We start from the raw sequence: 12,533 nt of genomic DNA, 5'->3' as shown, positions 1-12,533 counted from the left end.
GGCTTCCTCGTCGACGTGACGCTTGACCGGGCCTGGTGCGAAGGCGACCGCGCGGCCTAGTTAAAGGTCACGGGGACGTGGACGTCGTACTTGCGGCTGGTGGAGTTGAAGTGGTCGGCACGGGTGACGATGGCGCATTCGACGGTCTCGCCGCAGATGTTGCCGTTGCCGAGGTCGGCCTTGACGTGGATGGTGGCGCTGAAGGTGCCGCCGGGGCCGAACGTGGAGGTGTTGGGGAGGGTTCCGCCGAAGGTGTTGTTGACCCAGTGCGAGGCGCCGGTGGTGCCCGCCTGGTCCGAACCGCCGAGGCAGGGGGTCGGCTTGTACGCGCCGGGGGCGCCGTTGACCGCGCACAGGCCGACGTATATACCCTTGGCGGAGTTGAATCCGCTGCCGGTGACGGTGACGTTCTGGCCGGCCGCGGTGGCGGTGCCGGGCGCGGTGACGCTGAGGTTGTAGGTGGTCGCACCGTCGGTCACCGTACGGGTCGAGGTCGCGGCGGAGGCGGAACCGGCCATGCCGAGGGCGAGGGCGACTGCGGCGGTCGCGGCGAAGGCGGCGCGGGCGGCGAGCCGGACGGTGACGCGGGGCAGACGGGCAGCACGCATGGGAGAAACGCCTTTCCAGGAACGGAATTGATCGACTTAGGTAAGGCTAACCTAAGATTGATCAACCCTGAAGCCGTCACCGCGTCTTAGGCCGATTCCCGCTCCCGTGGCCGGATGCCGCGCCGGCGGACACGCGGGCCGGCCGCGGGGCAGGAACCTGGCGGCTTCGGCCGCGTTCGGACCGTCCCTGGGGTGCACGCGAACGCCGGTGTCCTGCACGCCCGTTGGGCCGCCTACGGACTCCTCGTGCTCGGGGCCTCGCAGCGCGCCGAGCCGACCGCGCCGCTCCGGGACGGAGTGGCCGGCGGGGCACCCGCAAACGGTCTACCCGCGGTACGCCTCCAGCAGGCGCAGCCAGACCTCGCTGATGGTGGGGAACGCCGGTACCGCGTGCCACAGCCGGTCCAGCGGAACCTCGCCCACCACGGCGATGGTCGCCGCGTGCACCAACTCGGCGGCGCCCGCGCCCACGAAGGTGGCGCCGAGGAGGACCTCCCGGTCGAGGTCGACCACCATCCGGGCCCGGCCCCGGTAGCCGTCCGCGTACAGGCCCGCGCCCGACACCTTGCCGAGGTCGTGGTCGACGGCGCGCACCCGGCGGCCGGCCCGTTCCGCCTCGGCCAGGGTGAGGCCGACCGACGCGGCCTCCGGGTCGGTGAACACGGCCTGGGGCAGGGCTTCGGTGTCGGCGGTGGCCGCGTGGGCGCCCCAGCGGGCGGTGTCGACGTCCGCGGCCCCGGTCGCGCGGGCGGCGATGGCCGCGCCCGCGATCCGGGCCTGGTACTTGCCCTGGTGCGTGAGCAGCGCGCGGTGGTTCACGTCGCCGACGGCGTAGAGCCAGTCGCTCCCGGCGACGCGGCAGCTCTCGTCGACGCCGATCCAGTCTCCGGGGGTCAGGCCCACGGTGTCGAGGCCGATGTCCTCGGTGTGCGGGGCCCGGCCCGTCGCGACGAGGAGTTCGTCGCCCTCCAGCCGCTCGCCGCCCGCCAGGACCACCGTGACGGGCCCGGTCGTGCCCTCCCGCTCCACGGCTTCGACCGCCACCCCCGTACGGATCACGGCGCCCGCCTCGCGCAGCGCGTCGGCGACCAGCTCACCGGCGAAGGGTTCCATCCTCGGGAGGAGCCCGGAGCCCCGTACGAGCAAGGTCACGCGGGAGCCGAGGGCCTGCCAGGCGGTGGCCATCTCGGCGGCCACGACCCCGCCGCCGACGATCAGCAGCCGGCCCGGCGCCTGCCGCGCGGAGGTCGCCTCGCGGCTGGTCCACGGCCGGGCCTCGGCGAGACCCGGAACGTCCGGCACCACGGCCCGGGTGCCGGTGGCCACGACCACCGCGTGCCGGGCGGACAGGATGTGGTGCTCCCCCTCGGGGCTGGTCACGGCCACCTTGCGCAGCCCGTAGAGCCGGCCGTGGCCCCGGTACAGGTCGGCCCCGATGGAGTCGAGCCAGTCGACCTGGCCCTCGTCCTTCCAGTTCCCGGTCCAGTAGTCGCGGTGCGCGAACACCGCCTCGGCGTCGAGCGGGCCCGCGACGGCACCGGCCAGGCCGGGCACCCGGCGCGCCTCGGCCCGGGCCAGAGCCGGCCGCAGCAGGGCCTTGCTGGGCACGCAGGCCCAGTACGAGCACTCCCCGCCGACGAGCTCGCTCTCCACCAGGGCCGTGCTCAGCCCGGCGGCCCGGGTCCGGTCGGCGATGTTCTCCCCGGCCGGTCCCCCGCCGAGCACCACGACGTCGTACTCCATCGCTTCAGTCATGTGGTCCAGTGTCACCGCAGCCCGCGGGCCGGGTGCGGCAATCTCAGGCCTCCGGCGTGCCGGGGGCGGCGCCCGGCTTCTCCGGCGGCTTGGGCTGCCCGGACTCCTCCTGCTGGGGCCGTTCCGGCTCGGCTGCGGCGATCTTCGCCTTGACCTCGTCCATGTCCAGGGCGCGGGCCTGCTCGATGAGGTCGGTCAGGGCCGCCTCCGGCAGGGCGCCGGGCTGCGCGAAGATCGCCACCTGGTCCCGGACGATCATCAGGGTCGGGATCGAGCTGATCTGGAACGCCGAGGCCAGTTCCTGCTGGGCCTCGGTGTCGACCTTGGCGAAGACCAGGTCGGGATTGGCCTCCGCAGCCTTCTCGTAGACGGGGGCGAACTGGAGACAGGGCCGGCACCAGCCCGCCCAGAAGTCGATCAGCACGAACGGGTTCTCGCTGACCGTCCGGTCGAAGTTCTCCTTGGTGAGCTCGACTGTAGCCACGGTGTCCAGACCTCCTGATTGCTTCGTGTCCAGTGAGAACGACCGGCCCACCCGTCGAATTCCGCCCGACTCCCCTGTCCCTAGAACGGGTGACCGGGCGGGCTCGTGCGGGCCGTGGTCCAGCGGAGCTCGGTGAAGGCGTCGAGGTTCGCCTCGCCGCCGAAGCGGGCGCCCGTGCCGGAGGCCCCGACCCCGCCGAAGGGGGCCACGGCCTCGTCGTTCACGGTCTGGTCGTTGACGTGCGCGATGCCGGTCGGGATCCGTTCTGCCAGCTCCATGCCGTGCGCCGCGTCGCGGGTGACGATGCCCAGCGAGAGCCCGTAGGGGCCGGCCGAGGCCAGCTCGACCGCTTCCTCCTCGGTCACGAAGGACCGTACGGGTGCCACCGGGCCGAAGACCTCCTGCGCGTAGGCGGGCGTGTCGTCGGCCACCCCCGCCAGCACCGTCGGCCGGTAGAAGAGGTCCCGGTGGGTGCCCCCGACGACGAGCTTGGCGCCCTGCTCGACGCTCGCCTCGACCAGGCCGTGGACCCGCTCCAGCTGGGTGCGGTCCAGGAGCGGGCCCAGGTGCACCGGCTCGCGGTACGGGTCCCCGACGGCCAGCGCCTCCGCCCGTGCGGCGAGCCGCTCCACGTACTCGTCGTAAAGCGAGGCGTGGACGAGGTGGCGGCCCGCGGTCATGCAGATCTGCCCCTGGTGGAAGAAGGAACCCCAGGAGGCCTGGGCGACGGCGGCCTCGACGTCGGCGTCGGCGAGGACGACGAGCGCCGAGTTGCCGCCCAGCTCCAGGTGCGCGCGCTTGAGGTGACGCCCGGCGAGCTCGCCCACCGTCCGGCCCGCGGCGGTGGACCCGGTGAACGACACGACCCGCACGCGCGGGTCGGCCACCACCGCCGCCCCCGTCTCCGCCCCGCCGGGCAGCACCTGCAGCAGCCCGGCCGGCAGTCCCGCGGCCGCGAGGACGGCGGCCGGCGCCAGGCCTCCGCAGACGGCGGTGCGGCGGTCCGGCTTGAGCAGGACCGCGTTGCCGAGCGCGAGCGCCGGGGCCACGGAACGGATCGACAGGATCAGCGGCGCGTTGAAGGGGGCGATGACCCCGACCACCCCCGCCGGAACGCGGCGGGTGAAGGAGAGCCGGGGCGCCTCGCTCGGCAGCACCTGGCCCGTCGGCCGGGAGGCCAGGGCGGCGGCCTCGTAGCACTCCTGGGCGGCGACGTGCAGCTCGAAGTCCGCCTTGCCGGGTATGGAACCCGACTCCCGGACCAGCCATTGCCGCAGCTCGTCGGCGTGGGCGGCGAACAGGTCACCGGCACGCCGCAGCACGGCGGCCCGCTCCGCGTGGGTGGCGCGCGCCCAGTCGCGCTGCGCGGCCCGGGCCCGTACGGCGGCCTCGGCCACGTCGGCGGGTGCGGCGAGGCCGAGGGTGGCGAGGGTACGCCCGGTCGCGGGTTCGACGACCGGGGCCGTACCGCCGGTGAGGGTGGGTCCGTCCTGCCAGAGCGTCGGGTCGAGGAGCGGCATGGCGCGGGGCCTCCGGGAGGGGTGGGGCGGGGCGGGGGGCGGCAGCACGCGCCATCGTGCCAGACCGGCGGCACCACTTCTGTTCAGTTATTGGGCAGTTGACGGGCTGTCATGACTGGAAACGATCGACAGCCGTGTGGTGGGGGCGGGTTCAGCGCTCCAGGACGAGCGCGATGCCCTGCCCGACGCCGATGCACAGTGCCGCCATGCCCGTACCCGAGCCCGCCGCCGCCAGCTGGTGGGCGACCGAACCGGCCAGCCGGGCCCCGGACGCGCCGAGCGGGTGGCCGATCGCGATGGCCCCGCCGCGCGGGTTGACCACGGCCGGGTCCAGCTCGGGCCACGCCGCGAGGCAGCCCAGCGCCTGCGCCGCGAAGGCCTCGTTGAGCTCGAAGGCCGTGAGGTCGGTGAGCGAGCGGCCGGCCTTGCCGAGAGCCCGGCCGACGGCGTCCACCGGACCCAGTCCGAAGAGCTGCGGCTCGATGCCGGTGACGGCGCTCGCGCTGATCCGGGCCAGCGGTTCGCGGCCGGTGGCGGCGAGCCCGGCTTCGTCCGTCAGCAGCAGGGCGGCGGCCCCGTCGTTGAGCGGGGAGGCGTTCGCGGCCGTGACCGTGCCGGAGCCGTCGGTACGGAAGGCGGGCTTCAGCCGGGCCAGGGCCTCGGGGGTGGAGCCCTCGCGGATGCACTCGTCGCGCGGCAGGTCCACGCCCGGGTAGGGGACGACCTCGTCGGCGTACAGCCCGGCGGCCCAGGCGGCCGCGGCGTTGTGGTGGCTCCGCAGGGCGAAGGCGTCCTGCTCCTCGCGGGTGATGCCGTGCTTCTCGGCGACGAGCTCCGCGCCCTCCCCGAGCGAGCCCGTCCACTCCGCGGGCATGCGCGGGTTGGTCATCCGCCACCCCAGGGTGGTGGACCACATCTGCTGGTGGCCGGCGGGGAAGGCCCGCTCCGGCTTCTGCACCACCCACGGGGCCCGGCTCATCGACTCGACGCCGCCCGCGATGGCGACGGAGGCGTCGCCGAGGGCGATGGCGCGGGCCGCCTGGACCACCGCTTCCAGTCCGGAGCCGCAGAGCCGGTTGACGGTGACCCCGGGGACGGTGACCGGCAGCCCGGCGAGCAGCACCGCCATGCGGGCCACGTCGCGGTTGTCCTCACCGGCGCCGTTGGCGTCGCCGAAGACCACGTCGTCGATGCGGGCCGGGTCGAGTTCGGGCGTACGGTCCACCAGCGCGCGCACCACATGGGCGGCCAGGTCGTCCGGCCGGACTCCGGCGAGTGCCCCGCCGAACTTGCCGATCGGGGTGCGGACGGCGTCGACGACGTACACGTCGCGGACGGTGCGGATGCTCATGGGGTCTCTCCTGGGCGGATCCGTACGGGCGACGGCACGTCGGAGCCGGTGTCGGCACCGGGCGCACCGCCGGGCACGCCCGGTGGGGCGCGCCCGCAGTCTCCGCCCGGCCGTCACCGCCTGTCAACGGCCCCAAGCGGGTACGGGCCACCGGACGGGTCCGCCGCAACGGGCCGTCGCCGCCGGGCGGGGGCCTCCGGCCGCGCCGGGCCGGCCCCGGCCCGGGCCGTCCTCCGGGCCCCACCCCGCAGGCCCCCCGCGGGCTCCGCCCCTCGGACCGTCCCGGGGTGGACCAAGCGCCGGTCCGACACGCGGTGGACCACGGCCCGGTCCGGCTCTTGGCGGACCACTGCTCAGGTCGACTCGCGGTGGACCACGACCGCCGCCATGAGGTCGTGCTGTTCGGTGCCCTCCGACGGCTCGCGCACCGCCCGGTCCACCAGCGACGCCAGGTGGTCGCCCGTCGGCATCTCCAGCCGGACGGTGCTCAGGCGGGGCCGCAGGAGCCTGCCGATGAGCAGGTCGTCGGCGCCCATGACGGCCACGTCCTCGGGGATCCGCAGGCCCGCGTCCTGTAGTGCCCGCATCAGCAGCATCGCGTACTCGTCGTTGTAGGCGAACACCGCGTCCAGTGCGAGCGAGCGCCACCGGCCGGCGAGTTCGGCCGCCGAGTCCTCGGTGTAGGCCAGCGGCAGTGCCACGATCTCCGCGTCCGGGACGGAGCGGGCCCCGGCCAGGCGGGGGGCGGAGAACAGTTCCAGGCCCGGCTCGCGCGGGACGACCACCCCGATCCGGCGGCGGCCGCTCGCGACGAGGTGGGCGGCGGCGCGGGTCCCGACCTCCGCCTGGTCCATGACCAGCGCGTGCGCGCCCGGTACCCCGGCGGGCCCCAGCGTGATGACCGCGCGGGCACCGGCCCGCTTGAGGGTGGCGACGTTGTGCGGCGACAGGGCGATCTCGCCTAGGGAGATCACGGCGACCGGGCGCAGCTCGGCCCAGGCCCGGGCGGCCTCGTCCCCGTTCAGACCGAGGCTGCCGTACTGGACCACGGTGTAGTCGAGGCGCCGCAGGGCCCATTGCAGCTCGTTGAGGAAGGCGCTGTAGAGCGGGCCGACCGGCACGTGGGAGGTGGGCAGCAGGACGATCCGGGTGTGTCCGGCGCGCAGGCTGCGGGCGGCGGCGTGGGGGACGTAGCCGAGCTCCTCGGCGGCCTCGCGGACCTTGCGGCGGGTCGGCTCGCTGATGCGGACGGCTTCCGCGTTGTTCAGCACGTACGAGACCGTCGCGCGCGACACTCCCGCGAGGCGGGCGACGTCCGCGCTGGTCGGCACGGGCGCCGACGAGGCGGCGGGGGCGGCGGCCCGACGGCCCGACGGGCGCCGGGGATCGGGCGCGTTCGCGGTGACCGGCGGTTTCGGCGGGTTCGGCGATTGCGCCGGGTTCGGCGGTTTCGATGACTGAGACATTGCCGTGGCATCTTTCCAGACCGGTTGTGCCCTGGGGCTGGCGGATGGCCGGAAACGAATGCTACACAGTGCTTACACGATTCATTGACACGTGTAACCCGGCTGCCGCGCCCCGCGGCCGGGAGGCATCGCCGCACGTGTCCGACCGTGCCGCCGTCCCGTCACGCTCCGTCGCACCCCCGCCGTCGCGACGGGGCGGCGCGCACCCCCCGTCCGATCGGATCCCCTGCCCAGGAGGGCACCGTGGCCCTTTCCTCCCCCGACTCCGGCACCTCCCCCGTCTCCCCCGCCGCCTCCGGCGCGCCAGCCGCCTCCGACGCTCCGCCCGGCCCCGCCACCGCGCCCGGCCGCGGCCTGCTCCCGCTGCTGCTCGTCGGCAACACCGCCATGTACGCGCTCTACGTCGGCGTGGCGGGCATCCTGCTCGCCCTGCAGGTCGAACACGTCGACCCGGCGGACAAGGTCGCCAACTTCGGCCTGATCGCGGGGGTCTCGGCGATCTTCGCCACGGTCTTCAACCCGGTGGCGGGCGCCCTCTCGGACCGCAGCGGACGGCGCAATCCGTGGATCCTGGGAGGCGGCCTCGCCGCGGTGCCGGCCATGTTCCTGCTCGGCCTCGCCGACACGATCCTGCTGATCACCATCGCCTGGTGCCTCGGCCAGGCCGTCATGAACGTCTACCAGGCGGCGATCACCTCGGTGGTGCCGGACCGGGTGCCGGTGACCGCCCGCGGCAAGGCCTCGGCCGCGGTCGGCCTCGGCCTGCCCTTCGGCTCCACCCTCGGCGCACTGGCCGGAGCGGCGTTCTCCGAGGACTACCGCACCGGCTACCTCGTCTTCGGTGTGCTGGTGGCGGGCGCCGCCGTCCTGTTCACCGCGTGCTCCCGCGAGCGGCGGCTCCCGGCCCGGGCCCCGTTGCCGGTCAGGGGCCAGCTGGCCGCCTTCGCGAGCGCGTTGCGCGACCACGACTTCCGCTGGGCGTTCATCGGGCGGGCGCTGCTCGTGCTCGGGTACTTCGCGGTGAGCGGCTACCAGCTCTACATCCTCCAGGACCACACCGTGCTGCCTGAGGGGATGGAGCCGGAGGCGGCGGTGGCCGTACTGATGCCGCTGACGAGCGTGGCGATGGTCCTCTCCACGGTCGTGGGCGGCTACCTGTCCGACCGGTTCGACCGGCGCAAGCTGTTCGTGGGCGCTTCCGCGCTGCTGTCGGCGGCCGCCCTCGTGATCCCGGCGCTGTCGACGAGCTGGACGGCGATGCTGGCCTTCGCCGCGGTCAACGGGCTGGCGTTCGGCTGCTACATGGCGGTGGACACCGCGCTCGTCACGATGGTCCTGCCCAGGGCGCAGGACGCCGCCCGTGACATGGGCGTGCTCAACATCGCCAATGCCGGGCCGCAGATCGTCGCGCCGTTCGTGGCCTCGGTGATCGTGTCGCTGACGGGCGGGTACACGGCTCTGTTCGTCGTCGCCGCCGTACTGGCCGTGGCAGGGGCGCTGGCCGTACGGCCGATCCGTGGCGTCCGCTGACCGCGGCGCCGCCCCCTTCCTCCCGCCCGCCCCCTCCCCTTTCCTTCTCCTTGTCCCGTACCTCCGTCGCGAAGGGCATCACCGTGCAGCTGCACACCCGGACCTGGGGCGAGGGCGACCGCCTCGCCCTCCTCGTCCACGGCATCATGGCCGACCACCGCACCTGGCGCCGGGTAGGCCCGGCCCTCGCCGGCCTCGGTTACCGCGTCATCGCCGTCGACCTGCGCGGCCACGGCGCCAGCGGGCGGGGCGAGTACCGTCCCGAGCTCTACGCGGACGACCTCGTCGAGACCCTCCCCCGCGGCGCCGAGCTGGCCATCGGGCACTCGCTCGGGGCCCTGGCCCTGTCGCTGGCCGTGGACCGGCTGAAGCCGCGGCGCGCGGTGTTCTCGGACCCGGCCTGGTACCTGGCGAGCCCGGAGCCGGGCGTCGGCCCGGAGGCGCTGGCGCGGTTCAAGTCGGCCGGGAAGGAGCAGATCCGGGCGCTGAACCCGCGCTGGGAGGAGGCCGACGTGGACATCGAGGCGCGGACCCTGGCCGTGTGGGACGAGGCCACCGCGCTGGACCTCGCCCCGCTCTTCGGCCGGGACCTGCTGCCGGCGGCGCCGGTGGTGCCGTCGCTGGTGCAGCTCGCCGACCCCAGCGCCCTGATCCCACCGGAACGGGCGGCGCTGCTGGAGGAGCGGGGCTTCGAGGTCCGTTCGGTGGCCGGGGCCGGACACACCATCCACCGGGACGACTTCGAGGGGTTCATGGCGTCGTTGGAGGGCTGGGTCTAGTGCCACGGCACTAGCTTCCCGGGTGCCCTGCCGCGTACCGTCGTGTTACCGATCGGTACGGGGGAGGTCCGGTGTCGGGATCGTCGAATGCGGTGGGGCCGGCGCAGGCGTCGCGGTCACACGGAGATCAAGCCCCGCCGGGCTTGCGGGAGATGGCGGTGGCCCTCGCCGGAGGAAGCGTCACTTCGAGGGAGTTGACCGAGCGGTGCCTGGCGCGGATCGCGGCCGCGCAGCCGTCGCTGAACGCGTTCCGGATCGTGCGCGCCGAGGCCGCGCTCGCCGAGGCGGACGCCGCGGACCGGCGCCTCGCCCGCGGGGTGCGGCTGCCGTTGCTGGGCGTGCCCGTGGCGGTCAAGGACGACATGGACGTGGCCGGCGAGCCGACCGCCTTCGGGTGCGCGGGCGACTTCCCCGCGCGGGACGCCGACTGCGAGGCGGTGCGCCGCCTGCGGGCCGCGGGCGCGGTCGTCGTGGGCAAGACCCATACGCCGGAGCTGGGCCAGTGGCCCTTCACCGAGGGGCCCGCCTTCGGGGCGACGCGCAATCCGTGGAACCCGGCCTACACGCCCGGCGGTTCCTCGGGCGGCTCGGCGGCGGCCGTGGCCGCGGGGCTGGTGCCGGCCGCGCTCGGTTCCGACGGGGCCGGTTCGGTACGGATCCCCGCGGCCTGGACCCACCTCGTGGGGGTGAAGCCGGAGCGCGGGCGGATCTCCACCTGGCCGGCGCCGGAGGCCTTCCACGGGCTCACGGTCAACGGGGTGCTGGCCCGTACGGTCGCGGACGCGGCGCTGCTGCTGGACGCGGCGAGCGGCTCCGGCCCCGGCGACCTGCACCGGCCGGCCCGCGTCCCGGCGGCGGAGGCGGTGCGGCGCGCGCCGGGGCGGCTGCGGATCGCCCTGTCCTACGGCACGGCGTTCACCGCGACTCCCAAGTCCCTTGACCCGGTGGTGCGTTCGGCGGTGGAGCGGCTGGCCGGGCGGCTGGAGGCGCTGGGCCACGAGGTGGTCCCGGAGGACCCCCGCTACGGGCTGATCGGGCTGACCTTCGTGCCCCGCGCGACCGTGGGCGTACGGGAGCTGGCGGTGCGGGTGCCCGACCCCGCGCTGCTGGACCCGCGCACGCACGAGGCGATGCGTACGGGGCGGCTGCTGGGCGGGCCCGCGCTGCGGGTCTCCCGGTGGGCGGAGGCGGCGCTGCGCCGCCGGGTGGGGGAGATCTTCGGCCGCTTCGACGTGGTGCTCACCCCGACCACGGCCACCCCGCCGCTGCGGATCGGCGCGCTGGCGGGTCTGGGGGCGCTGGCCACGGACCGGGCGATGATCGCCGCGTGCCCGTACGCCTGGACGTGGAACGTACTGGGCTGGCCCGGCGTCAACGTCCCGGCGGGGTTCACCCCGGACGGGCTTCCCCTCGGCGCCCAGCTCCTGGGCCCGTCGGCGTCGGAACCCCGGCTCCTGTCACTGGCGGCGCAACTGGAGGCGGCGGAGGACTGGTCGGCGCACTGGCCGTCGTACGGGGCGGAGTCCGCCGCCGCGCAGGACGGCCCTGGTGCGGGCCCGGGCGGGGGCCGGGAAGCAGTACCCTCGCGCGAATGACGGCACTTTCGCATCACGGCAACAGTCACGTCGAGCAGCCCGGCCGGGACGGGGACACCGCCACCACGGAGGCGGATCCGCGGTCCATCGGCCCGGTGCGCACCGAGTACGCGCCCGACAAGGACGGGGATCCGGACCCGGGGGAGATCGTGTGGACCTGGGTCCCCTTCGAGGAGAACGACGGCCGGGGCAAGGACCGGCCGGTGCTCGTGGTCGCCCGGGAGGCGGGCGGGCGCACGCTGCTCGCCGTCCAGCTGTCCAGCAAGCGGCACGACGCGGACCGCGAGTGGGTGCCGATCGGCTCGGGGCCGTGGGACGGCGCCGGGCGGGAGTCCTGGGTGGACCTGGACCGGGTGCTGCGGGTGCACGAGGCGGGGATGCGGCGCGAGGCGTGCGCGCTGGACCGGGTCCGGTTCCAGTTGGTCGTGGACCGGCTGCGGGAGCGCTACGGCTGGCAGTGACGGCCCGCTCCCCCTCGACGGCGGTCGGCCGGGGGCGGTGCGCCACTGCCTGAGAACCGGTGCCTGACGACCGGTGCCCGAGGACCGGCCGGCCGCCCCGACGGCGGTCGTGAGGGGGCGGGCCTACGCCGGGGGCGGAAAGGCGCGGGCGAAGGCTTCGCGGGGGCCGGGGGCGCGGTCGAGGATCCCGAAGACGACGTGTGCGAAGGTCCCGGCGAAGCGGCCGGTGAGCAGGGCCCGGAAGGCCTCGGCGACCTGCGCCGGGTCGTTCTGGAAGACCCCGCAGCCCCAGGCTCCGAGGACCAGCCGCCGGTATCCGTGCAGGGCCGCGACCTCCAGGACCCGCTCCGCCCGCCGGGCCAGGGCCGCGGGGATCTCGGGGGTCCGCTCCGGTTCCTGGCGGCGGATCGTGCCCGCGTTGGGGGCCGGGGAGGTGAGGAAGCCGGCCCGGAAGGGGGTCTCCAGCAGTTCGCCCCGGTCGTCGCGGAAAACGGGGACCCCCGGCGAGTGAATCACCCGGTCGGTGTAGAAGGTGCTCTTGCCCGCGCGGTGGACCTCGTAGTACTCGGGAGCCTCCAGCAGGGTCTCGTAGAGCGCCGACGCCCGGCACAGCGCTTCCTCCTGGGCCTTGGCCCCGCGGACGTAGCCACCCCCGGGATTGCGGGCCGAGGCGAAGTTCAGGACCGCCACGGAGGTGGGCTCCGCGCCGTCGGCGGCGAGGCGCCGGGCGGCGACCGTACTGCTCTCCCCCGTCACCTCGAAGACCGTCCTGGTGCCCCCTCCGGCGAACCCTTCGCCTGGATTGACCGGGTTTGGCCCATATATTCTGGTTCCCGCCTTGGCTTCCGCCACGGCGGTGGCGAGGGAAACCCGCCGCCCGGACCGCGTCCGGTACTCCCCGGCCGCCACGATCAGCGCGTTCTCCCGCGCAATCTCACGCAATCTGCTGCTCACACCTCAAGCTTCGGGCGTCGCCCGGGGCAA

Annotated in this window: 11 protein-coding genes; 4 read left to right on the top strand and 7 right to left on the bottom strand. The window is 74.9% G+C overall.

Going from position 1 to position 12,533, the window contains the following annotated elements:
• Positions 1 to 56: 56 nt before the first annotated feature.
• The 6 genes from AC07B0_RS24440 to AC07B0_RS24415 form a co-directional block, all read right to left on the bottom strand.
• Positions 57 to 608, bottom strand: a complete 552-nt coding sequence (locus AC07B0_RS24440; protein ID WP_469382151.1) for a hypothetical protein — start codon at positions 606 to 608, stop codon at positions 57 to 59.
• A gap of 324 nt (positions 609 to 932) precedes the next feature.
• Entirely contained in the window at positions 933 to 2,363 is a 1,431-nt protein-coding gene (locus tag AC07B0_RS24435) for a dihydrolipoyl dehydrogenase family protein (RefSeq protein ID WP_469382150.1), read from the bottom strand.
• 43 nt (positions 2,364 to 2,406) lie between these two features.
• Positions 2,407 to 2,847 (bottom strand): thioredoxin family protein, encoded by a 441-nt coding sequence (locus tag AC07B0_RS24430; RefSeq protein ID WP_356882890.1) that lies wholly within the window; start codon positions 2,845 to 2,847, stop codon positions 2,407 to 2,409.
• 80 nt (positions 2,848 to 2,927) lie between these two features.
• On the bottom strand, positions 2,928 to 4,367 hold the full coding sequence (locus tag AC07B0_RS24425; protein WP_478898928.1) for an aldehyde dehydrogenase family protein: 1,440 nt from the start codon (positions 4,365 to 4,367) through the stop codon (positions 2,928 to 2,930).
• 151 nt (positions 4,368 to 4,518) lie between these two features.
• Positions 4,519 to 5,718 (bottom strand): thiolase family protein, encoded by a 1,200-nt coding sequence (locus tag AC07B0_RS24420; RefSeq protein ID WP_478898927.1) that lies wholly within the window; start codon positions 5,716 to 5,718, stop codon positions 4,519 to 4,521.
• Positions 5,719 to 6,071: 353 nt separating this feature from the next.
• The gene (locus tag AC07B0_RS24415; protein ID WP_356882896.1) at positions 6,072 to 7,049 is read right to left on the bottom strand and encodes a LacI family DNA-binding transcriptional regulator; all 978 of its coding nucleotides are present in this window, start codon (positions 7,047 to 7,049) and stop codon (positions 6,072 to 6,074) included.
• Between the two features lie 378 nt (positions 7,050 to 7,427).
• On the opposite strand from AC07B0_RS24415, the gene AC07B0_RS24410 reads away from it, so the two are divergent.
• The 4 genes from AC07B0_RS24410 (at position 7,428) to AC07B0_RS24395 (ending at position 11,549) form a co-directional block, all read left to right on the top strand.
• Entirely contained in the window at positions 7,428 to 8,714 is a 1,287-nt protein-coding gene (locus tag AC07B0_RS24410) for an MFS transporter (RefSeq protein ID WP_478898926.1), read from the top strand.
• An 83-nt stretch (positions 8,715 to 8,797) separates the two neighbouring features.
• Positions 8,798 to 9,493, top strand: coding sequence for an alpha/beta fold hydrolase (locus tag AC07B0_RS24405; protein WP_356882948.1), 696 nt, complete (start codon positions 8,798 to 8,800; stop codon positions 9,491 to 9,493).
• A 152-nt stretch (positions 9,494 to 9,645) separates the two neighbouring features.
• A complete protein-coding gene (locus AC07B0_RS24400; RefSeq protein ID WP_478898965.1) occupies positions 9,646 to 11,088 on the top strand; it encodes an amidase in 1,443 nt (480 codons plus the stop codon).
• Positions 11,085 to 11,549 carry a type II toxin-antitoxin system PemK/MazF family toxin gene (locus tag AC07B0_RS24395; protein WP_469382145.1) on the top strand — a complete coding sequence of 155 codons (465 nt, stop codon included), beginning with the start codon at positions 11,085 to 11,087 and terminating at the stop codon, positions 11,547 to 11,549. Before AC07B0_RS24400 ends, AC07B0_RS24395 begins: the two co-directional genes overlap by 4 nt.
• A gap of 123 nt (positions 11,550 to 11,672) precedes the next feature.
• Here the strand turns inward: AC07B0_RS24395 and AC07B0_RS24390 are convergent, their stop codons facing one another.
• On the bottom strand, positions 11,673 to 12,503 hold the full coding sequence (locus AC07B0_RS24390; RefSeq protein ID WP_478898925.1) for a TIGR02452 family protein: 831 nt from the start codon (positions 12,501 to 12,503) through the stop codon (positions 11,673 to 11,675).
• Between the last annotated feature and the right edge of the window lie 30 nt (positions 12,504 to 12,533).

It is taken from the genome of Streptomyces sp. NPDC044704, from assembly GCF_056433525.1.
Note: the sequence above shows the minus strand (reverse complement) of the source record. Positions and strands in the feature narration are given on the sequence as shown.